This is a genomic window from Alphaproteobacteria bacterium (genome assembly GCA_004295055.1).
In the GTDB taxonomy this organism is placed as follows: Bacteria; Pseudomonadota; Alphaproteobacteria; order SHNJ01; family SHNJ01; genus SHNJ01.
In genome coordinates this window covers 79011-99470 of the sequence record SHNJ01000006.1, presented here as the reverse complement: position 1 = coordinate 99470, position 20460 = coordinate 79011, and the positions used below count along the sequence as shown (strand labels likewise).

21 protein-coding genes are annotated in these 20460 nt (G+C 51.4%); 2 read left to right on the top strand and 19 right to left on the bottom strand.

The window, feature by feature from the left end; translation table 11 throughout:
• Nucleotides 1-20: 20 nt before the first annotated feature.
• The 5 genes from EYC62_00935 to EYC62_00915 are packed head-to-tail and all read right to left on the bottom strand — an operon-like array spanning nucleotide 21 to nucleotide 6994.
• On the bottom strand, nucleotides 21-3023 hold the full coding sequence (locus EYC62_00935) for a type I restriction endonuclease subunit R (GenBank protein TAH37826.1): 3003 nt from the start codon (nucleotides 3021-3023) through the stop codon (nucleotides 21-23).
• Nucleotides 3023-3592 (bottom strand): restriction endonuclease subunit S, encoded by a 570-nt coding sequence (locus EYC62_00930; GenBank protein ID TAH37825.1) that lies wholly within the window; start codon nucleotides 3590-3592, stop codon nucleotides 3023-3025. The genes EYC62_00935 and EYC62_00930 overlap by 1 nt, the downstream gene beginning before the upstream one ends.
• A 5-nt stretch (nucleotides 3593-3597) precedes the next feature.
• On the bottom strand, nucleotides 3598-4236 hold the full coding sequence (locus EYC62_00925; GenBank protein ID TAH37845.1) for a type I restriction endonuclease subunit S: 639 nt from the start codon (nucleotides 4234-4236) through the stop codon (nucleotides 3598-3600).
• A 14-nt stretch (nucleotides 4237-4250) separates the two neighbouring features.
• Nucleotides 4251-5822 (bottom strand): type I restriction-modification system subunit M, encoded by a 1572-nt coding sequence (locus EYC62_00920; GenBank protein ID TAH37824.1) that lies wholly within the window; start codon nucleotides 5820-5822, stop codon nucleotides 4251-4253.
• Nucleotides 5819-6994 carry an ATP-binding protein gene (locus tag EYC62_00915; protein ID TAH37823.1) on the bottom strand — a complete coding sequence of 392 codons (1176 nt, stop codon included), beginning with the start codon at nucleotides 6992-6994 and terminating at the stop codon, nucleotides 5819-5821. The genes EYC62_00920 and EYC62_00915 overlap by 4 nt, the downstream gene beginning before the upstream one ends.
• 132 nt (nucleotides 6995-7126) lie before the next feature.
• Here EYC62_00915 and EYC62_00910 point away from each other — a divergent pair, with 132 nt between their 5' ends.
• Nucleotides 7127-7342 carry a hypothetical protein gene (locus EYC62_00910; protein TAH37822.1) on the top strand — a complete coding sequence of 72 codons (216 nt, stop codon included), beginning with the start codon at nucleotides 7127-7129 and terminating at the stop codon, nucleotides 7340-7342.
• Between the two features lie 212 nt (nucleotides 7343-7554).
• Here the strand turns inward: EYC62_00910 and EYC62_00905 are convergent, their stop codons facing one another.
• From EYC62_00905 to cadA, 12 genes are all read right to left on the bottom strand, one after another.
• Nucleotides 7555-8295, bottom strand: a complete 741-nt coding sequence (locus EYC62_00905; GenBank protein TAH37821.1) for a hypothetical protein — start codon at nucleotides 8293-8295, stop codon at nucleotides 7555-7557.
• Nucleotides 8292-8636, bottom strand: a complete 345-nt coding sequence (locus EYC62_00900) for a hypothetical protein (GenBank protein ID TAH37820.1) — start codon at nucleotides 8634-8636, stop codon at nucleotides 8292-8294. Before EYC62_00900 ends, EYC62_00905 begins: the two co-directional genes overlap by 4 nt.
• A 3-nt stretch (nucleotides 8637-8639) precedes the next feature.
• Entirely contained in the window at nucleotides 8640-11021 is a 2382-nt protein-coding gene (locus EYC62_00895; GenBank protein ID TAH37819.1) for a hypothetical protein, read from the bottom strand.
• Nucleotides 11022-11027: 6 nt separating this feature from the next.
• Entirely contained in the window at nucleotides 11028-11495 is a 468-nt protein-coding gene (locus EYC62_00890; GenBank protein TAH37818.1) for a hypothetical protein, read from the bottom strand.
• Entirely contained in the window at nucleotides 11492-11722 is a 231-nt protein-coding gene (locus EYC62_00885; protein ID TAH37817.1) for a DNA-binding protein, read from the bottom strand. Before EYC62_00885 ends, EYC62_00890 begins: the two co-directional genes overlap by 4 nt.
• Nucleotides 11723-11819: 97 nt before the next feature.
• The gene (locus EYC62_00880) at nucleotides 11820-12389 is read right to left on the bottom strand and encodes a hypothetical protein (GenBank protein ID TAH37816.1); all 570 of its coding nucleotides are present in this window, start codon (nucleotides 12387-12389) and stop codon (nucleotides 11820-11822) included.
• 21 nt (nucleotides 12390-12410) lie between these two features.
• Complete coding sequence (locus tag EYC62_00875) at nucleotides 12411-12836, bottom strand: hypothetical protein (GenBank protein TAH37815.1); 426 nt, start codon at nucleotides 12834-12836, stop codon at nucleotides 12411-12413.
• Complete coding sequence (locus EYC62_00870; GenBank protein TAH37814.1) at nucleotides 12833-14182, bottom strand: recombinase family protein; 1350 nt, start codon at nucleotides 14180-14182, stop codon at nucleotides 12833-12835. Before EYC62_00870 ends, EYC62_00875 begins: the two co-directional genes overlap by 4 nt.
• Nucleotides 14179-14634, bottom strand: coding sequence for a DUF2924 domain-containing protein (locus tag EYC62_00865; GenBank protein TAH37813.1), 456 nt, complete (start codon nucleotides 14632-14634; stop codon nucleotides 14179-14181). The genes EYC62_00870 and EYC62_00865 overlap by 4 nt, the downstream gene beginning before the upstream one ends.
• Before the next feature lie 556 nt (nucleotides 14635-15190).
• The gene (locus tag EYC62_00860) at nucleotides 15191-16063 is read right to left on the bottom strand and encodes an RNA-directed DNA polymerase (GenBank protein ID TAH37812.1); all 873 of its coding nucleotides are present in this window, start codon (nucleotides 16061-16063) and stop codon (nucleotides 15191-15193) included.
• Entirely contained in the window at nucleotides 16035-16337 is a 303-nt protein-coding gene (locus tag EYC62_00855; protein ID TAH37811.1) for an XRE family transcriptional regulator, read from the bottom strand. The genes EYC62_00860 and EYC62_00855 overlap by 29 nt, the downstream gene beginning before the upstream one ends.
• Before the next feature lie 521 nt (nucleotides 16338-16858).
• Nucleotides 16859-19048 carry a cadmium-translocating P-type ATPase gene (cadA, locus tag EYC62_00850; protein ID TAH37810.1) on the bottom strand — a complete coding sequence of 730 codons (2190 nt, stop codon included), beginning with the start codon at nucleotides 19046-19048 and terminating at the stop codon, nucleotides 16859-16861.
• Between the two features lie 79 nt (nucleotides 19049-19127).
• On the opposite strand from cadA, the gene EYC62_00845 reads away from it, so the two are divergent.
• Nucleotides 19128-19562 (top strand): MerR family transcriptional regulator, encoded by a 435-nt coding sequence (locus EYC62_00845; protein TAH37809.1) that lies wholly within the window; start codon nucleotides 19128-19130, stop codon nucleotides 19560-19562.
• Between the two features lie 8 nt (nucleotides 19563-19570).
• Here EYC62_00845 and EYC62_00840 read toward each other — a convergent pair whose 3' ends face one another.
• Together EYC62_00840 and EYC62_00835 are read right to left on the bottom strand one after the other, a co-directional pair.
• The gene (locus EYC62_00840; protein TAH37808.1) at nucleotides 19571-20032 is read right to left on the bottom strand and encodes a copper chaperone PCu(A)C; all 462 of its coding nucleotides are present in this window, start codon (nucleotides 20030-20032) and stop codon (nucleotides 19571-19573) included.
• Between the two features lie 7 nt (nucleotides 20033-20039).
• A complete protein-coding gene (locus tag EYC62_00835) occupies nucleotides 20040-20456 on the bottom strand; it encodes a hypothetical protein (protein ID TAH37807.1) in 417 nt (138 codons plus the stop codon).
• Nucleotides 20457-20460: the final 4 nt, after the last annotated feature.

The following is a 20460-nucleotide window of genomic DNA, read 5'->3' as shown; positions in this document are numbered from 1 at the left end:
CTTGTAGAGAAAGATTAACGCTACACCCCAAAATACTTATCAAAGAACGCCCGCAGCTTATCCAGTACTGCGCCTTTCTTTTTGGCGCGGGCGTTGTCAGCATCGAACATGGACACAGGCGGGAGGATGCCCGCAAAAGCCATGCCTGTCGCCTTGATTTGCCCATCACGGAAGGCGTTGGCGACAAAATTGCGGGTTTCTTCAGGCTTGAGGTTTTCTTCCGTGATAATTTTTTCCAGCTCGTCCGCGCGGCTCTTATCCGCGAAGATACGCCAGTCGCGGTCAACATCTGTCCCGGCATTGAGCGTCTGAATAAACTGTTCGATAAGTTCTTTCTTGCTGCGCAGGTCGGGACTGGAGCCCATCGCTTTGTCAATCGTGACCAGGATTTCTTTATCTTTGGACGTGTTGTACCTGGCGACGAGCTGCAGGATGTAATCAATATTGATGGTGACCTGTTTGACCAGCTCGATTTCAAAAACGATGTCGTCGTTGATGTTTTCCTTGTCAGCATCCTTGTGCTTGCGGAGTTTGTCGTAGAGATCAAGATAAACGCTCTGATAATCCTGAAACTCGCGCTCGGTCAGGATTTCATTGCCTGCGAACTCGTCAAAGGATGACAGGATATTGCGAAGGCGCAGGATCGCCCCCCAGAGCTTGATGAAGTCCTTTTCGGCTTGTTCGCCCTCGATATACACAGGCAAGGGGAAATGTTCCTGCAATTCGGCGACAAGTTCTTTATAGCCGCGCTGGTGCGTGCCATCATCTTTATCCCAACCGTAATAATAATCTCTGTAGGGCTTCAAGATGACGATTCCGCCAGCTTCCTTGTTGCCGAAAATGGAAAGGGCATCATTGGTCGCCTGCTCCAGATCGCGGAAGCAGATAATGTTGCCGAAAGTCTTGACGGAGTTGAGAATGCGGTTGGTCCGGGAAAAAGCTTGCAGCAATCCATGATGTCGCAGGTTCTTATCCACCCAAAGGGTGTTCAGCGTTGTCGCGTCAAAACCCGTCAGGAACATATTGACGACGATCAGGAGGTCAACTTCGCGGTTTTTGACCCGCTGCGAGAGGTCTTTGTAGTAATTCTCGAATTTGTCGGAACTGGTATCAAAGCTCGTGCTGAAATCCTTATTATAATCCGCAATGGCGGCATCAAGGAAATCGCGTGATGTTTTGTCCAGGCCGCTGGTGTCGAAATCCTCATCCGGCAGGATGCCGTCATCGCCTTCCTCATCATTCGCGCCGAAGCTGTAGATGATGGCAACCTTCAAATCCGCATTCCGCGCCTTGAAAGAAGCATAATATTTCTTGGCCACCTCGATGGAGCTGACGGCAAAAATAGAATTAAAGCCATAGAGTCGCTTGCCCCTGAGCGTATAACGCTCGTTACGCTTGGTTTTCTGGTCGAAATGCTCAAGTATATAATCTGTCACCTGCGCGATGCGTTCTGGTGCATTCGCCGCCTTCTCAATGTCGATGGCGCGGACTTTTTTATCTTTGATGTCGTCCTTCATCTTCAGGGTATTGATATAATCAATCCTGAACGGCAGGACGTTTTCATCGTTGATCGCATCCACGATGGTATAGGCATGAAGCTTTTGCCCAAAAGCCTGCTCCGTAGTTTTAAGGTGCGGATTGCCGCCCGAAGCGGCGTTGGCGGCAAAGATGGGCGTGCCGGTGAAACCGAAGATATGATAATTCTTGAAGGCCTTGGTGATTTTTGTGTGCATTTCACCGAATTGCGAGCGGTGGCATTCGTCGAAAATCATCACGATATGGCCATCAAAGATGCCGTGGCCTTTATTACCGGAAATGAATTTGGCCAGTTTCTGGATAGTCGTGATGATGATTTTGGCGTTGGGGTCGGCAAGCTGTTTCGTCAAAATCGCCGTGCTGGTGTTGGAATTCGCCGATCCTTTTTCAAACTTGTCGTATTCCTTCATCGTTTGGTAATCGAGGTCTTTGCGGTCAACAACGAAAAGAACCTTGTCAATAAAGTCCAGGCGGCTGGCCAGCTGCGCGGTCTTGAAGCTGGTCAGCGTCTTCCCGCTGCCTGTGGTGTGCCAGATATAACCGCCCGCATCGATATCGCCCAAAGCCCTCAGGTTTGTGGACATGGCGATCTTGTTCAAAATACGCTCTGCCGCCGCGATCTGGTAGGGGCGCATGGCCAAAAGCATCTTGTCGGTCGTGAACACGCAATAGCGCGTCAGAACGGATAGAAGCGAATGCTTGGAAAAGAACGTCTTGGCGAAATCGACCAGATCGGGGATGCGCTTGTTCTTTCCGTCTGTCCACCATGACGTAAATTCAAAGCTGTTGCTGGTTTTCTTGCCAGATGTTTTGCCCGCCTGTTCTTTCAGATGCGCGCTGCGGGTGGTGTTGGAGTAGTACTTGGTATGCGTACCGTTGGAGATAACGAACAATTGTACGAATTCAAACAAGCCAGAATCCGCCCAGAAGCTATCGCGCTGATAGCGATTGATCTGGTTGAATGCTTCGCGGATGGCAACGCCGCGCCGTTTCAGCTCCACATGCACAAGCGGCAGTCCGTTGACGAGGACGGTCACGTCATAGCGGTTTTGCCGCGTCCCCGCGGCTTCGTACTGGTTAACGACCTGAAGCGCGTTATTGTGGATGTTGTCCTTATCGATAATGCGGATATTCTTGGTCGTGCCATCGTCGCGGCGGAGGTTATAGATATAATCCTCCTGAATCTTGATTGTTTTTTCCTCAATGGAATCGTTTTTGTTTGAAAGGTAATGGGTAAGGAGCTGGTCCCATTCGGCATCGGAAAAGGTGACGGCGTTCAGCCGCGCGAGCTGCGCGCGTAGGTTCTTCAATAAATCGTCATTGCTGTTAATGTGCAGATATTCATAGCCGTTGCTTTGCAGGATGCGGATAAATTCCACCTCCAGCTCGGCCTCGGATTGATATTTTTGCGCGCCTTTATCAACAGGCACGTATTCCGCGACGACGGTACTGTTAGGATTTTCGGCGATGATGTTTAATTCCGTCATTATGCTGCCTCCTGAAACGTCAAAAGGCGATCGCGGTAATGTTCGTATTGCTGGCGGCGGGCGACGATTTCGGCGGGCAAACCCTCGGAGATACCGTTCACCAGGGCATCGAATTTATCGAGAATGGAAACGATGCGTTCCTGTTCTTCCATCGGCGGGACGGGAATTTTATAATCCATGATGGCGGATTTATTGCCTCGCGGCATTTTTGCGCCTTTTGCGTGTTGCATGCTGTAATCAAAAAACTTGTCATCTGCCAAAATCTGATAGAGATAACGCGAATTGATGGTTTCTTTTTCTTCGTCCCTTATTCGCACCACCAGAACATCGCCATTGGTCCCGCCTTGACGGTCAGCATGCCAAATTTTCTTCAAATAGGGGCGAATATTTCCAAGCAAAATATCTTCCTGTTCATAGCAGGTGAATTTGCCAGTTTGTGGAACATAATTTGAGGATGTTTTTCCGGCACGGTTTTGCAGAATGTTGTCAACCCCGACATAGTTATCGTTGTCGAGGGCATTAGCACTAATTCGCGTGTCGGAGTATTTAGCTATTGACGCCATCGCCATCCACCTTACGCTTGCTTGCTTGCGGCGCTATCTATGTCTGCGTCATCAAAAGCAAGAAGCGCGTCACGATAGTACGAATACTGCCGACGACGCGCTTCCAATTCTGCTTCCAATTCTGCTTCGAGAGCCGTGAACGTGTCAAGTATTTTCACGATCTCACGTTGGATTTCTAATGGCGGAACGGGGAGGTCTAGAGATTTGACAATATCAGCATTTAGGTTTTGTACCGTTCCGCTCGACGCGCGCTGCGCCATCATTCTCTGAACAATAGATGAGCTAAGAAGATAGTAGAGAAAATCAGACATATAAGCTTTATCAAAGTCACTGATAGCCAGCCATCCGTCATGAATACATCCCGTGATTTTCATGATGTAAGGCCTCCCAAAACTCATCGAGTTGGAAAGAACGAAATCCCCTTTATTCACATACCGTGATTTCTCTGCACCTTCTTTTGTAATCTTTTCTTTTGTGTACGTTATATATTTTCCTCCTGGGGGAACATCACCGATCTTAATCCAATTCACCCCATCAGGGTCGCTTGTAACAAAACTCTGGATTGGTCGAGGCGATGCACCACGGACAATTGTTGCTAAATCTCCAAATTTTGAGGATTTTACTCCCTTCGGGCAAAGATCAGCGATCATTTTTTCTATTTTATTCATGCCGCATCTCCTTCAAGATCAGCAATAATTGCGTCAATTTCCGTCCTTAATTTGGCCTGTCGCGCTACGATATTTGTAATACGTGCGTTTAATTCAGAAATGTTAACGGTTTCTCTTCTATCTTCTTGTTCGACATATTGGCCGACACCTATATTATATCCTTGTTCTATGATCTCAGTATTATCTACCAAACGAGAGAAATGCTCGATGCTGTCGCGCGTGGTGTAGCAATCCAGAATTTTTTTGGCATTGGCCGCTGTCAGCTTATTTTTAGCTGACCCGCGCACAAATTCCGCGCTGGCGTCGATGAACAGGGTTTTGTTGTCTTTCTTGTTCTTCTTTAGAACAAGAATACAGGTGGCGATGGTCGTGCCGAAAAACAAATCCGGCGGAAGCTGGATAACAGCATCGATGAAGTTGTTATCAATCAGATATTGCCGGATTTTTTGCTCCGCTCCGCCGCGATAAAGCACGCCGGGGAAGGAAACAATCGCCGCCGTGCCGTTCGTTGCCAGCCAAGAAAGCGTGTGCATGACAAAGGCCAGGTCGGCTTTGGATTTTGGCGCGAGGATTCCGGCGGGCGTAAAGCGCTCGTCGTTAATCAAGATGGGGTTTGCGTCGCCGTCCCATTTGATCGAATAAGGCGGATTGGAAACGATAGCCTCAAATGGCTCATCGTCCCAATGTTTCGGCTCGGCCAGCGTGTCGCCATGGGCGATGTCGAACTGTTCGTAGTTGATATCGTGCAGGAACATATTGATACGGCACAGGTTATAGGTCGTGATGTTGATTTCCTGACCGTAAAATCCGTTACGCACATTTTCCTTGCCCAGCACCTTGGCGAATTTAAGGAGAAGCGAGCCGGAGCCGCAGGCGGGGTCGTAAACCTTGTTCACCTCGGTTTTGCCGACAACCGTGATGCGCGCCAGAAGCTCCGAGACCTCCTGCGGCGTAAAAAACTCACCGCCGGATTTCCCTGCGTTGGCGGCGTACATAGTCATCAGGTATTCATAGGCGTCGCCGAAGACATCAATCGTATTATCGCCATAGCTGCCCACAGGCAGATCGCCGATGGCATTCATGAGCTTGGTCAGAAGCTCGTTCCGTTTTTGCACCGTTGCGCCCAGCTTGTTGCTGTTCACGTCGATATCATCGAACAGCCCGCGCATATCGTTTTCGCTGTCCGTGCCTTTGGCGGAGGCTTCGATGTTTTTGAAAACCTTTTCCAGTGTTTCGTTCAGATTGGTGTCACTTGCCGCTGCTTTCCGAACATTATCAAACAACTCGCTGGGGTGGATGAAAAAGCCTTTTTCCTCCAAAATCAGCTCACGCCCGCGCTCGGCTTCTTTGTCTTTGAGGGCAGTATAGTTGAAATTCTTTTCTCCAGCCTCGCGTTGTTTTTCGTTGATGTAGCTGGCGAGATTTTCAGAAATGAAACGGTAAAACAACATCCCCAGCACATATTGCTTGAAATCCCACCCATCCACGCTGCCGCGCAGATCGTTGGCGATCCGCCAGATGGTCGAATGCAGCGCGGCGCGTTCCTGCTCTTTTTTGGTGTTGTTCATCGTAATTCTTCCATTTCTTTCAAAAACGCCGTGAGCGGCATGGCCGTGACACCGTCACCCATCGGAAAGACTTCTTGACCACCGTAAATGACAATCTTGCGTTTGACCTTCAGATCGTCGCAGGCGGTATAAAACCCTTTTTCAAGCTCTGGGCGCTGTCCGGCCTTGATTTCAATCGCCCAGTATTTTTGATGCGCGACCTCAAGCAAAAGGTCGATCTCCGCGCCCACTGCCGTGCGGTAATAAAAGGGATGCACGCGGTGCGGCAAAGCGGCGAGGATATTTTCAATGACGAAGCCTTCCCAGCTTTTGCCGAGGGCGGGATTGGAGAGAAGGTTTTCGTAATCTGAGATGCGCAAAAGGTGATGGAGAATGCCGCTGTCGCGGACATAGACGCGCGGCGCCTTCACAAGCCTTTTTTTCACATTGCCGTGCCATGGTTCCAGCTTGCGTACCAGAAGTAAATCCACCATCAAGTCCAGATAACGGCTGACGGTGACGCTGGAAACGTCAAGGGAAGATGCCAGTTTCGAGGCATTGAAATTCTCGCCCTGTGTGTGCGCCAGCATCGTCCAGAATCGCATCAGCGTCGCGGCGGGAATGCGGGGGCCGAGCTGAGGGATGTCACGTTCCAGATAGGTGCGGATGAAATCCTTGCGCCAGGCGTCGCTTTCTTTGTCGTCTTTCGCAGAAAAACTGCGGGGAAAACCGCCCCGCAGCCAGAGTTTTTGAAGTGTTGCGGAATCTTTTGCATCGACCTCGGTGGGGTTGAGACCCGAAAGCTCAAGATAGCTGATGCGCCCCGCAAGGCTTTCAGAGCTTTGCTGTAGCAATTCGTTTGAGGCCGATCCCAAAAGCAGGAAACGGCCTTCGCCACGGCCTTCGCGGCGACGTTGATCGATGATGCCACGCAGGGATGTGAAAAGGTCTGGATAGCGCTGCACCTCATCAAGAATAATCAGTTTGTCGGCGTGGAGGTTTGCGTATTCAACGGGATTTTGCAGTTTTTGAAAATCGTCTGGGTCTTCAAGATCGAGATAAACGGCAGGCCTGGTTTTGGAAATATCCAGGGCCAGCGTTGTTTTCCCGATCTGGCGCGGCCCCAGAAGCGCTACCGCCGCATTGTGGGCAAGGCCGTCCGTGATTTGCTGGGTAAGCTCTCTCTGATACATGTGTGCAAAATTAACACGATTTGTTAAAATTGCAATATATAATTTGGGGTCGCGGTAAAGCGTTTTATTTCAATTAGATAGTCATAAGATTGCTTATTTCTATCTAAAGCTCCGCTCCCGTTAAAGACCACCATGCAGGGCGATGGCAGCGGCGTAGAGTGTCTGCGCCTCCGGCAATATCCGGTCGAAGTCAAGGATCGTGCCGATGGACTGATTCTGCTCACCCTGCGTCATGGCGGTGTGTGCTTGCTCGGCCAGGCTTGCTGCTTCCGTCAAACGCTGGGACAGCGCGGCGAGGTTGGCAGTGATGGCGTTTTGAATAACGGTCTTTGTTTTAATCGGTCATGACATCCTACGGGTTACATATCCCCATGAACGCTTCATTCCTGCGATATATCCAGTCAATTCAGCATCATTTCATGGCTTTCAACCGGGGTTTCGGGCCGGAAACATGTAACCTGTAACCGACCCTGTAACCCGTTTTGCGGGCCTGACGCTAGAAAACCGCCGGGCCTTGCCCGCCCGCTATGGTTTTCGGCCAGGAAGGACCCAAGATATTCTCAGACCGCATCATTAGTAGCGCGCGGCTGCTCGGTGTCACGCTCTGTTCGTCTTTCTTCGCTATCAACACGCCGCTCGTCACGATGCAAGATGCTGTAGGCAAGACCAAACGCCTGCAGACTGTCATGGAGAGCCTTGGCATCCTTGTCTTTTTCCCATGCGGCTTCAATCACGCTGTCATTGCGCGGATGGAAACGCGCAGGCTCTTGAAACAGATTTGAGCCATCGACCACGGACGGAATCTTCATGTCCATGATTTCACGGCTCGGCAGACCAATCCCTGTTGCATGACGAAAGGCATACAGCCTGCTGACGATGGAGGTTAGCATGGACGCCGCTTGCCGCATTTCCTGATCGAGATCGGCCTCTATTACACGGCGCAGATCGCCGATAGCCTGACCTGCCGCCTCGTAGAGCGGTTTGACCCGATGATCAAGTTCCGCCTGCTGAAGCTCCAATGCCTGACGTGCAGCAGAGAGACGATCCTGCTGATCGCGGACGGCGATCAGATCTGTGTCCAGCACCTGAGCATCCGCATCGCTGGCTTCGCCAAGCAGGCGTTTGGCTTCAAGCGCCCCGGCTTTTTGCAGGAATGATTTATGCTCTGCTCCGGTGCGGGCAACTTTTTCTTCGAGCGCATCGAAAGCGGCAGCGATTTTCTTCTTCTGCGCGATATAGGCTTCGATGGGCTTGAACGCTTTGAGCGTGGCTGCAATCTGTTTTTGTGTTTCGGGTTTCATGGATGGTTCCTTTCAGGGGTGATGTGCTGCCGGAAAGGCGGCAGTGACCTGACAGATAGAACGCGACCTGTCAGCGCGGGGAAGAAAGCTGGTTTGAGAGATAGGGATTGCAGCGTTGCGGGTGACGCATGAGTGACGCTGAAATGACGGCAAAATCCATCTAACCTATTGACGATGTTGAGATGACGCACCTTGGGTCCAACCCTTATATATGCAGGATAATGATGTGATATATATTGATCACCTTTTCCCCCTATATCGCGATGGTTGGGGTATCGGTGAATCATCTCAACACAATCAACAACTTGATCCAGAAAATCCGTCACTTTTGCGTCACCCATGCGTCACCTCCCATATCGTGATTGTGCGTAGGTTGAGGCGGGCGCAGCGTGCTTGAGTGAAAGCCCAAGAAAAACACGACCCGTTTTTGTGCGTTTGGATTCCACGCCCTGCGCATTCGCCAGCACACGCTGCACAAATCCGTTGATGGCAGGCAGCTTGTCGCGGTTGAAACCTTCGGCTACCGCCCAGCCATGAAACTGTTCATAGGCCGAGCGGGTGGTGATGGGTGTATTGGCAATAGAAAGTTTTATCTCGACGCATTCATCTAGCCACGCTAGCACCGGATCGGCTCCCAGTATCCAATCGGTCAAAGCGATCTTGCTGCTGGACGGGATGGTGAAGTTGCGCTGACGGATCAAGCGTGATGCGCCTTGGACCGCCCAGGCCAGGAGATGATCGGCTTCTTCGGAGGCAATGCGCCGCCCGATTGCCTCGACACGTTCCTCAATCGGGATCACGCGGTTGAAGGTAATAACCAGCAGGCGGCGCTGCACCCCCCGATCCATCCCGCCCTGAAACGGCGGCAGGGTGTTGGTAGCGAAGATATGCTGCGCCACGGGCCGGAACTCTACGCGCGATTTGTAAACATCACGCCCGTCCACGGGTTCGCCCGTGATAATCGCCTTGAAAGTTTCTGAGGCGATGGCGGATGATGATGACAGTTCGTCACTGGCGTTGAGCAGTTTTCCGGCAAGGCCGATGACATGGCGCTCATCACCCATGCGCGCGGCAGTGACGGACGAGATGGCCGAGACTGGCAACAGCCCGCGCGCCAGATCAAGAATCTGGCTTTTACCATTCTCGGCACGCTCACCCTTCAATATGATCGCGCGTGGCTGTATCAGGCGCGTGGCATAGCCTAAAGCAGCAGAGCCGCATACCTCGGCCAGCAGGCTGGTTTTCTGATCGGCATCATCATCGCCGTGAAATACGCCATGCAGCAGACGTTCCAGAAGGTGGCTGGAAACTTTCTTATCCGCCTGCCATCGACCCGGCAGGGTATGGCGGCAGCGATGCTCGCGCTCATGCGGCATGATATGTGCCGCACCATCGGGCAGGAATGTGATAAAGCCGTTTCTGCAGTTGATGCCAACAGGCGCATCGGCAAAGAAACTTTCTTCCGTCAGCAACGCCGCCAGTTCGTTGAGGATTGAATCCACGCGACCCTTGCCGAGCTTCACACGGGTCGGATCGCCCTTGGGTGTATTATAATGTGCGCCGTCATATATATGAGTAGCCAAACGCAGCTCATGGTCGGGAATGGCTTCCCAGTGTGTTGTCGCATATCGCCAAAAATGCCCCTCGGCATGGATGATTTTTCCATGCCGTTCGATCAAATCTTCACGGACGCGGCCCGCGATCTCGACATCAGAACCGATAAAGACGGTGCGCGCCCGTTCCTGGTTGACGGAATGACCAGGATCGGCCTGTATGACCGGGGCGCGCACCGCTTCCTCTCCACCCGACTGGAGAAGATCGTTAAAATCTTTGCCTTCTGGCGGCGTGGCGACGGCAACGGAAAAGCCGCGCGTCCGCAGTTTTGCAATCGCCCGACCAATCTGTCCATCCGCCTTGCTGCCCGGCAAATCGCCGTCGCGGGCGACGATGACAGAGGCTCTCTCAGGCACCGGGGCTAATCCGATATTGGCAATCCCAAGACAAGCCCATGTTTCCTGACCCGTTGCTTGCCAGAGTGAGAGAGCAGTTTCAACGCCCTCGGCCAGGATCAGCGGCTGCGCGCCGGGAAAGCGGACGGCGGATTTGTCTGCCCATTTTTCGATGGCTTTGTTCGTGCGCTTAACAACCGGAACAGGGGCTTTTTCACCGGCATCGGTCAGATAAATCTGCTGGATAGCCAGAACATGGCCGTTCTCATCCGTGGCCTGCGCGACCAACGCGCCATATCCGGCATAGGCGTAGGGTCGGAATTGAATGGAGGGTGGCGGCTCTACCCTGATGCCGCGCCGTTTCAGATAACGCTCGGCGGGGGTGCCTTCGATAGGGCCGCAGCCTTTGAGAATATCGGCGACTTTTTCTGCCTTATCGTCCTGTTGTTGCTTTGATGAAGGCGTAGCGATTTTGATAGGATTGTTTTCGGATAACCCAAGCCAGTTTCTGGCCCAGTCGCAGGCCGCGCCATTGCGCAGATTCATGGTATGACAGATCAGTTCCAGCCCGTCGCCGCCAATACCGCTTTCATGGTCGTACCATTTGCCAGTTTTATCGCCTGCGATATCGACGGCCACGCTGCCCTTGTTGCCGTAACGCAATTGTTCGCGCGTGCTTAAGATATGGTTTGGCTCACCCAGCAGATGCAAAGCAAGATCTTCCATACGCTCATTCAGGGCGGCGGCAACATCGGGGAGAGAAATGCGATCCGTCATGCTTATTTACGTCTCCCATGCTTCAGGGAGTGACGTGCTGAGGATGACGGGCGTGTGCGGCGCAAGCGTGCGTATATAATCGACCCAGGCATGTTCCTGTTCGGGGCGCGTTTCGATGATCAGCGTATTGGCACGCAGCAGTCCCGTCATCAGGCTGAACAGCGTGTAGATGTTCGGCACTGGCTCGCTTGAAATAATGGCGACGCAGGAAGCGCGTAGTGTGAGGATCTTTAAGGTCGCGGCATCGAATGCATCAGGTCCAAGGGCGGCGTTCGTATCGTCGCCCACAACCGTAATCATGGGGTTCTGGCTTTTCAACCTATCTGGCTCCAGGCCATCGCCATTTTGCAGCAGAGTCAGATAGCCAACGCCATAGTCGCGCACGACCTCGAAGACTGGCTTCAGATAAGGCGGCGTCTGCGGCATGGCGAGAATCGCCGCGATCTGCTCTTTTGTCGCGCGGTCGATCATCATGACCGCACCGTATTTTTTGGCTCATCGAAATAATGACGATCAGCCGTGGACTGGCACAAGCGGCTTTGCTCGAAGGATTCCACATCGGCAAGGCGGTATTTGACGCGCCCGCCCACCTTGATGAATTGCGGGCCGACGCCGATCCATCGCCACCGCTCCAGCGTCCGGCAGGACACACCAAGCCTGCGCGAGAGTTCGACCTGATTCATATGTCTGATTTCCGTCATGTGTTATGGCCTCCATGCCTGAATTGCTCTGAAGACCATCATGCTTTCGATGCGCTGCACGAAACAGGCGCATTAAATTGCATGAAATGTTTTTATTTTATGCGCCTGTCTTTTCCTGGATCAGCGCGTTGCGAATGCTGGTCGGCTGCGGAACAGATTTGGCAGAAAAATGCTCTGCCGCCCATGCATGTAGAAATTCGCTTTCGGCGGACAGGGTTTTATGGTCTTTATTCGCACCGCGCCGTTTCCGGTATTCCTCGACGATCGCAGGCATGATGCTGGGGCGTCCGGCGGCACGTTTAATATCAGGCAGCGGAACATCGTAGATCGCGACAAACGCATCAAAATCGCTGGCATGAACAAGGAGGCTGGATTCGGTCAGGACAATTCCAGGCCTGTCATCCAGGATGAGCAGCTTCGTGAACGGATAGAAATGATAAAAACTCCGCGCTTCGGCTTTGCCATGGCAAAATAGGTCAAATCCCGTATCAGGATCAAGATGGACATAGCCCCGGTACGGCGGTTGACCGGAAAATTCCGTCAGCGGTACCCAGACCGAGGCCAGCAGATGTCCATGGCAGATGTAATATTGCACATCCCGCGCCGTCAGCGGCAGCCGGGTCATGATCTCGTCAAGAAAATAATACTCCCGTTTTGGCAGTGGCATCCGTCACCTTCCTTCTGTTACTCACGAATGCTTACATACTGAGGCAGTGGCAGCACTGTCGGGCGTTAAGCCAAATATTTTACGCTGCTCCTCCCACAGCGGTGGGAAGGGGTTCATAAGGTCGGCCAGTTTCAGGCCCTTTGGCTGCTTTCCGGTCAAAATGGCAAGCCGGATATCAGGTGCCAGCAGGTTCAAGCGCATGATGCGCGCGGCATAGGATTTATTGAGGTTATGCTTTTCGGCGAACGCATCGAGCGATGGGTATTTTCCGCGCTCATAAAGCGCCTGCCAGCGCCAGGCTTTGGCGATGCCGTTCATCAGCGTGTCGTCAAAATGATGCTGCGGCATATGCGACGCATTCGCGGCATCTTCAGGCAGGATGATCAGCCTGCGTCCGCCACGGCGCTTGATGGAAAGAGGCACATGGATGCAGAGATCGTCGTTCATTCAGCGGCCTCCAGCGTTTTGATCGAGGCAGATTGAACCAGTGCGCTTAAATCTCGGCTGTGCAGATAAATCTTCATGCCGTCTTCGCTGACAACGATTTCACGCACAATCTGGCGGATCAGGCGCGTCTGCTCCGCCGGAAACAGCTCCTGCCAGACCTCAAGAATGTTGCCGAGCTGCGCGCGCACCTCCGGCAGGGTAATGTCCGGCTGCTGCGTTTGCGCCTGTTTCCAGGTTTCGCTGATCACTTCCGGCGCGGTAAAAATACCCTGAAGCTGCCGGATGACCGCTTCCTCCAGCTCACCCGCGCCAAGGCTGCGGACGGGGCAATCAAGGCAGGCTTTCTTGAAATAATTCGTCGGCACATAATAGCGGTATTCGCGCCCGTTGCGGGTCGTGGCCGTCATCGTCATGCCGGATGCACATCCGCCGCCGCAGCGCAGGAGATTGCGTAAGGGGGCAGACATCTTTTTTCGGCGTAACTCGCCGCCGCGCACATGCGGATTTTCTTTCAAGATAGCCTGTGTCTTATCCCATACCTCACGGCTGATGAGCGGCTCGTGCTGGCCCTGGTGCCATGCGCCTTTGTGCGTGATGATCCCGGTATAAACAGGGTTGCTGATGATGCGATAAATAATGCCCTTATTCAGCAGATGCCCTTCGCGGGTATTACCCCGACGGCTCGTATGGGTCTTGGTGCGGTAATCGTGTTCGCGGGTTTCAAGCGCGACGGTGGTCACGGAGCGCGTGGCCAGAAACCGCGCGAAGATAAAGCGGATGATTTCGGCCTGGGGCGGATCAATGACGAGCTTGCGATTATCGACATTATATCCCATGGGCGGCACGCCACCCATCCACATGCCCTTACGTTTTGACGCCGCCAGTTTGTCGCGGATGCGTTCGCCCGTGACTTCACGTTCAAACTGCGCGAAAGACAAAAGGACGTTCAGCACCAGCCGTCCCATCGAAGTCGTGGTGTTGAACTGCTGCGTCACCGACACGAAACTGACATAGTGTTTTTCAAAAACCTCAATCAGTTTTGAAAAATCTGCGAGTGATCGCGTCAGTCGGTCAATTTTGTAAACCACAACCACGTCGATCTTGCCTGCCTCAATATCCGCCATCAGACGCTTGAGAGCGGGGCGTTCAATATTCCCGCCCGTGAACCCGCCATCATCAAAGCGGTCGGGATAGAGCATCCAGCCTTCATGACGCTGCGCCGTGATGTAGGCTTCCGCCGCCTCGCGCTGCGCATCAAGAGAATTGAATTCTTGTTCCAGCCCTTCCTCGTGGGATTTGCGGGTATAAACCGCGCAACGGATTTTTGGTTTTGTAGGACTATTCATTTTAAACCTCCGTTACTGCGCAGGCCAAAGAACACAGGCCCCGACCATTGCTTGCCCGTGATGGTGCGGGCAATGCGGGACAGGCTTTTGAACCGCTGGCCGCGATAATCAAAGCCATGCGGCAGCACCGTCACCACATGCTCTTCGCCCTGATATTCGCGCATCAGCCGTGTGCCGGAGATGGGAGCATCACGGGTCTGGCGCTTGCCTTTACGCTTGGGCTTGCCCTGCATGTCGATCTGCTGGCGGGCATGGGCTTCGAGCTGGCGTTCCAGTGGGCGGCTGTCTACGCCGTATTCCAGCTCCTGAATCCGATAGGCCAACCGTTTGACGAAATACGTCTTGTTAAAGGGTGGCGGCTCTTTGGCGTAAAGGCTTTGCCACAGCGCCTTCAGTTCCGCAGCCGTCATGTCCGGCAGGGCCGCAATCCTTGCTGTCATTTTATTGCTCATGTCGAATGCCTCTCTTTCTTAAGGTTCGACATGAATGCTTCGGTACCGCGCGAAGTCCAGTTGATAAGCGCGAAAAGAGCAGATTTATAAGGGTTTTCGGCTCTATGGGCGGATGTCGATCCATAGCGTCCATGCTACGGTCCGGCGGAGAGAGCAACAATCGCCGTTAATTACGAAGAAACCCTTTTATTCACGCAAACGCCGCTTGCCATGCTCAAAAACGGCACCGCTCATGGCGGTTAAAAATGTACGATGAAAAATGTGAGTCAAATCAGCCTGTGGCTGTGTACCGACCGAGTTTATCAAGTACACACCAAAAAGAGTATATCGGCCCGTTCAGAGCATCAGCGCGAAAATAACGGCAAGTCTACCCGCTGAGCGCGGTACACACAAAACGCCCCTGAACCCCGCATCACATGGGGATTTATGAGGGGGTAAAATAACTTTGGGCATTTTCGAGTAATAGAAATGGCGGTGTGAACAATACCGGGCATTAAACCTTCTCCAGAGAGCAAAGTCTAGCGTCAACACTGGCGGTTTGTGCGGGGATCACTGGTTAGGCCTCCACCTGATTTCTATAACTGGAGAGCCCTTTAAGAGAGTTTTCTAATTTTTGTTTTTCTACCAGGTTCTTGGTGCTTTTAATTTCCTTCTTTAACTTCCTGATCTCCTGGTGATGTTTATTTCTTAACTTGATGTTCCCGTCTTGTATGACGGCACCGGTAACGAGCTTCGGATGATTTTTGCTGTATTTCTTTTCTTTGTGATAGTTCAGGCCATATTTTTTGATCTCATTTTTTATGCGCCAGATTGTTTCGCCCTTGAGTTTTTTCCCTGAGATCGATAAATCGTCTACATATACGGTCATTATATAATTATCCTGTCCGCACATTTCTTTTATTTTCTGCCACATTCTTTCATGGGCGAAGTAAGAAATATAGGGGCTCAGAGGGCTCCCCGTCGGCAGGTGTTCTTGGTATGAGCATATTTTTGCTAGGCTCCATGAAACATCGCGTGAGCATTTCATGCCAGAATGAAAGAAATCAAAGATGCGTTCAAATTTCGTGGAGGGAAAATATTTTCCTATATCCAGCTTAATCAATTCATCATTCCCGATATGGCTTCTTGCATTGTCCAAAGCCGATCTGCCTTTTACGGGGCAGAATAAAAAATCTGGTACCTGAATCTTTTTCAAATATTTAGCAATTGTATCATGCGTGATCCGCATGTCTTTTACAGGCTCCTCGATCAAGCGCCCTTTTTTGTTGGGCCATACATTATAGTATGTGTCGCCGCCTGAAATAAGTCTTTTACATGTATCAAAATCTACCTTTAGTATTGCAGCCAATTTTCTTTTTGACTGGATATTGAACAAGGGAGACTGTTCCCTCGTATATTGTTTAATCGGTTTTTTCGTCTTCGGCGTCATCTATCCATTCCAACATTTTTAATATTTTATCCGCTGACTTCAGGCGTACTTTCTCGGAGAATTTTTTGTTCTTCAGTTGCTCCGAAAAGAAAAGAATTGAAGACATCGGGATATCGAAGCGTTCACTGTATTTTTGAATGACCTCTATTGTGGGTTCTTTAATCTCGTTTTCTATCTCCGATACATAGGAAGGAGACAAACCTGTACTGGCGGCAAATTCCTTTTGCTTTACATGGTTAAACTTGCGAATAATTTTTAAGGCTCTGCCAATCATAATTTTCTAAGAAAAATATGGTGTCGGGTTAGCTACCGTTCATCAGGCTGAAGATGTGATCCAGAACTCGGACGACCACCTTCATCACCAACTTCAGTACCAGGGGATTACGCAGCAAGGCCTTCAGCCGCTTCGTCCCGTGGTTGCCAGCTCCTTTGTCAGACGGCTTTACAGAGCGTTTGCCCATGGGGCATTCACCTCCTTTCCAGTTTAGGTTTACGTTTCGCCTGCTCATTCAAAACGTAACTGACCCAAAAACTGGATAGCGTGACATCGGAGTCTACCCGACACCATTTTTCCCGATACGAGACGCTGACATATGATGACATCGTGTTATCACATGACGCTGTATGCCGCCTCATTTGGTAAGTGCCTTTCGGCACCCGCGAGCTGTAGTAGCTCATAGGATGGGTCGATCAACTTTTCAGCCGTCAGAAATACATTGAGCGATTCGCTCGTGAGCGTCAATCCAAAAAATTCTCTAATAGCGAATTTATTTGTTTTCCGAAATGAGTAGCCTTCTAATGGCGATGATCATGGCCGTGGTTGTGACCATCGTGATCGTGAGAACAAGCCGCCTTCTTAAATTTCAAAAGACGCAGGCCGTTGAACACCACAATCAAACTTGCGCCCATATCGGCAAAAACAGCCATCCACAGGGTTGCCACGTTGGCAAAGTTCATCACCAAGAACACCGCCTTAATGGTAATGGCGAGAGTTATGTGCTGTTTCAGGATGGCGCCGGTCTTTTGGCTCAATGCTATGAATAGCGGCAAACGATGCAGATCATCTTGCATGAGGGCGACGTCTGCTGTTTCCAGTGCCGTGTCGGTGCCTGCAGCGCCCATGGCAAAGCCTATGGAGGCTTTGGCAAGGGCAGGCGCATCGTTTATGCCGTCACCAACCATACCGATCACGCCGTAGCGTTGCTGGAGTTCTTCAATTGCTTTTAACTTATCTTCCGGCAGCATATTGCCGCGCACATCTTTAATGCCTGTGCTTGCGGCGATAGCATTGGCCGTGACTTGATTGTCCCCGGTCAGGATGACACAGCGAATGCCTTGCTCTTCCAAATCTTGAATCGCCGCAACACTAGTGTCACGGATGGTGTCCGCAACGGCTAGGATGCAGAGCGGCTTTTGCTCTGTTGCCAATATGACCGTTGTCTTGCCTTCTTTTTCTAATTTTTCAAGAACGGCCTCAACATTGGGGTTGCAAATACCGAGTTCTTCGACAAGGCGGTGGTTGCCAATATAATAAAGGGTACCGTCAATTTTACCCTTAATACCGCGTCCAGTGATGGATTCAAAATCTGTCACTTCCTGCAGGGTATTCTGGCCTTTTTCTTTGACCACATGCGCTGTTACGGCTCTGGCCACCGGATGCTCTGAGTGGCTTTCGAGGCTTCCGGCTATTCGCAGATATTTGTCAGCGGCCTCCCCATCAAGAGGTGAAATATCCGTCACCACCGGCTTACCATGGGTGAGTGTTCCGGTCTTATCGAGCGCCAAAGCTTTTAGTTTACGGCCTTCTTCCAGATAAACGCCGCCCTTGATGAGTATTCCATTGCGCGCGGCAACAGCAAGGCCGCTCACAACAGTGACAGGCGTGGAAATAACCAGGGCACAAGGGCAAGCAATGACCAGCATAACAAGTGCTTTATAAAACCATACCTTGAATACTGCCCCAAAGAAGAGCGGCGGCACGGCGGCAATCAAAATTGCCAGTACGACCACGGCGGGCGTGTAGTAAGCCGCAAATCTATCGACGAAACGTTGTGTGGGCGCACGATCGCCTTGGGCCGCCTGGACTGAGCGAATGATCCGCGCCAGCGTGGTGTTGCCTTTATTGGAGGTCACACGGAACTCGAAAGAGCCTCGCTCATTGATTGAACCAGCAAAAACAGTATCTCCGACCTTCTTTTCTACTGGCATGCTTTCGCCTGTAATGGGTGCCTGGTTGATACTGGACTGACCGGAAGTGATGATTCCATCAAGGGGAATACGCTCTCCTGGCTTTACTCGCACCAGTGCTTCCACCTTAACATCGTCCACAGAAATTGATTGCCAGCTGCCATCCGGCTGCTTTACGGTTGCCGTATCTGGAGTCATTTGCATCAAGCTCCGTATGGCATTACGGGCGCGGTCTAGTGAATAGCTTTCAATCAATTCCGCAAAGGCAAACAGGAACGTGACCATGGCGGCTTCCGGCCACTCGCCAATGAGAACAGCACCGATTACCGCTATCGTCATTAAAAAATAGATATTCAGTGTGAAAGTACGAAGAGCCGTCCAGCCTTTCTTTGCCGTTCCGTACCCGCCTGTTAGAATGGCGATCACCGCGAGAGCGATAACGGCAGGACTCTGTTCATTACCTGTCACCCATCCAGAAATTTCGGCAGTAAGAGCTGCGACGCCTGACAAACCGACAACAATTTTCGTGGCATTCGGTATTGCTGCATGGGCGTCTGATTTTTGATCGCCGCTGTCTTTCCGCGCGGGTGCCATATCTAGATCTTGTAGCGCGGCTTCAATTGTCTCATCACTCTCAAGGCTATAGCGCACTGTCAACTCACGCTCCATCAGGTTAAACCGCAAATCATCAACGCCTGCCATGTTCTGGAGACGGTTGCGGATCAATTTTTCTTCTGTGGGGCAATCCATTTTTTGAATGACAAAAATGGTTTCTTTTTTCTGTTCTGACGCGGACATAGCGGTTTCCTTTGCTTTTTATGGCTTTATATACTATGTTACAACCTGTAGTGACTATAGATTCAAGAGGTAAGTGGCAATGACTAAGTCATTGAAAGAAATAACAATTGGCGAGCTTTCCAGTCAGACCGGCTGTAAGGTCGAAACAATTCGATTCTACGAAAAAATTGGTTTGCTTGAAGCTCCCGCACGAACCTCTGGCAACCAGAGGCGCTATAATACAGCCTGTTTGCAGCGCCTGCACTTTATCCGTCATGCACGGGATATGGGCTTTGATATTGATGACATCCGCGAATTGATCAATCTCTCTGAGCAACCAAGTCAAGATTGCGCCATTGTCGATGGCATCGCACAGAGGTATTTAGAAAGCGTGAAAGAGCGCATCAAGAAGCTGAAGAAGCTTGAGAAAGAATTAAGTCATATCGTCACCTCCTGTAAACACGGCACGATCTCTGAATGCCGTATCATTGAAACTCTGGCAGACCACGCAAAATGCAAATCAAAAGTGCATTGATTTTATCCTCATTGAGCAGCCTTCCCTGTGTAGCCTCTGGCCATGACATTGGCGGTGACATCAATGGTTCCAGCCTTTTTGAACTGCATCGTTAAATGAACCTCACCGCCTTTTTGCAGAGGCTCTTTTAAGCCCTTTAAAGCAAGGTGTGTGTTGTCGGGGGCAAGCGTTACGGTTTGGCCTGCGGGGATTTCCAGGCCGCTTTCAAAATCCCGCAGTTGCGGGACGCTGCCTTGTGAGAGCGTGCGGAGCTGGACTTTTTCGGCTTCGTCGGTCGTGACGGACATCAGACGGTCTGCTTCAGAGCCGTTGTTGGTGATCGTCAAATAGACGCCGCCAACCTTTGCGCTGCGGACAGTCGGCCATGCCCAGACATCAGAGATTTTGATTGTTTCGTTGGCTGCATGGGCGCTCACGGATACAAACATAACGGCAGCTAAGGCAGGGTAGATGATTTTACGCATATTCATTTTCCTTTCACTTGATCATTTCACGGCATATTTTTGTCATGGCTGACACATGCCTGGTGTCTTTGGGGTATTTTTCAGCATAGGTCTTTAGCATGGAGGAGCATTCGCTGGACAGAGCCGCTCTGATTTGCGGTGTATCGTCGCCTTGATCGCCGCTAAGGTTGTCCATCTTTCTGCACAGGGCTTTCGTTTTGTATACTTCCTGCGGCGTGTGCTTCACGGAGCGGCCTCTCGTGGGGGCTTTAAAGGGGTAAGCCTTACCATTAACGACCTCCGCTTCGTTCAAGCACGCCAGCCTCAAGACTTCCTTCCTGTCAGCGGGCGATTGGGCTTCGGCCAGCTTCTGATCCAAGGTTTTCGGTGGTACCGACACGCATGCCGTTAACAGGACAAGAGCGCCAGTGAGCAATATAGACCGTTTCATTTCA

What these genes read in the sequence shown, in the direction of transcription:
- EYC62_00935 (TAH37826.1), bottom strand. Translation starts at nt 3,023, where the DNA reads ATGACGGAATTAAACATCATCGCCGAAAATCCTAACAGTACCGTCGTC.
- EYC62_00930 (TAH37825.1), bottom strand. Translation starts at nt 3,592, where the DNA reads ATGGCGATGGCGTCAATAGCTAAATACTCCGACACGCGAATTAGTGCT.
- EYC62_00925 (TAH37845.1), bottom strand. Translation starts at nt 4,236, where the DNA reads ATGATCGCTGATCTTTGCCCGAAGGGAGTAAAATCCTCAAAATTTGGA.
- EYC62_00920 (TAH37824.1), bottom strand. Translation starts at nt 5,822, where the DNA reads ATGAACAACACCAAAAAAGAGCAGGAACGCGCCGCGCTGCATTCGACC.
- EYC62_00915 (TAH37823.1), bottom strand. Translation starts at nt 6,994, where the DNA reads ATGTATCAGAGAGAGCTTACCCAGCAAATCACGGACGGCCTTGCCCAC.
- EYC62_00910 (TAH37822.1), top strand. Translation starts at nt 7,127, where the DNA reads ATGCAGGGCGATGGCAGCGGCGTAGAGTGTCTGCGCCTCCGGCAATAT.
- EYC62_00905 (TAH37821.1), bottom strand. Translation starts at nt 8,295, where the DNA reads ATGAAACCCGAAACACAAAAACAGATTGCAGCCACGCTCAAAGCGTTC.
- EYC62_00900 (TAH37820.1), bottom strand. Translation starts at nt 8,636, where the DNA reads ATGGGTGACGCAAAAGTGACGGATTTTCTGGATCAAGTTGTTGATTGT.
- EYC62_00895 (TAH37819.1), bottom strand. Translation starts at nt 11,021, where the DNA reads ATGACGGATCGCATTTCTCTCCCCGATGTTGCCGCCGCCCTGAATGAG.
- EYC62_00890 (TAH37818.1), bottom strand. Translation starts at nt 11,495, where the DNA reads ATGATGATCGACCGCGCGACAAAAGAGCAGATCGCGGCGATTCTCGCC.
- EYC62_00885 (TAH37817.1), bottom strand. Translation starts at nt 11,722, where the DNA reads ATGACGGAAATCAGACATATGAATCAGGTCGAACTCTCGCGCAGGCTT.
- EYC62_00880 (TAH37816.1), bottom strand. Translation starts at nt 12,389, where the DNA reads ATGCCACTGCCAAAACGGGAGTATTATTTTCTTGACGAGATCATGACC.
- EYC62_00875 (TAH37815.1), bottom strand. Translation starts at nt 12,836, where the DNA reads ATGAACGACGATCTCTGCATCCATGTGCCTCTTTCCATCAAGCGCCGT.
- EYC62_00870 (TAH37814.1), bottom strand. Translation starts at nt 14,182, where the DNA reads ATGAATAGTCCTACAAAACCAAAAATCCGTTGCGCGGTTTATACCCGC.
- EYC62_00865 (TAH37813.1), bottom strand. Translation starts at nt 14,634, where the DNA reads ATGAGCAATAAAATGACAGCAAGGATTGCGGCCCTGCCGGACATGACG.
- EYC62_00860 (TAH37812.1), bottom strand. Translation starts at nt 16,063, where the DNA reads ATGACGCCGAAGACGAAAAAACCGATTAAACAATATACGAGGGAACAG.
- EYC62_00855 (TAH37811.1), bottom strand. Translation starts at nt 16,337, where the DNA reads ATGATTGGCAGAGCCTTAAAAATTATTCGCAAGTTTAACCATGTAAAG.
- cadA (TAH37810.1), bottom strand. Translation starts at nt 19,048, where the DNA reads ATGTCCGCGTCAGAACAGAAAAAAGAAACCATTTTTGTCATTCAAAAA.
- EYC62_00845 (TAH37809.1), top strand. Translation starts at nt 19,128, where the DNA reads ATGACTAAGTCATTGAAAGAAATAACAATTGGCGAGCTTTCCAGTCAG.
- EYC62_00840 (TAH37808.1), bottom strand. Translation starts at nt 20,032, where the DNA reads ATGAATATGCGTAAAATCATCTACCCTGCCTTAGCTGCCGTTATGTTT.
- EYC62_00835 (TAH37807.1), bottom strand. Translation starts at nt 20,456, where the DNA reads ATGAAACGGTCTATATTGCTCACTGGCGCTCTTGTCCTGTTAACGGCA.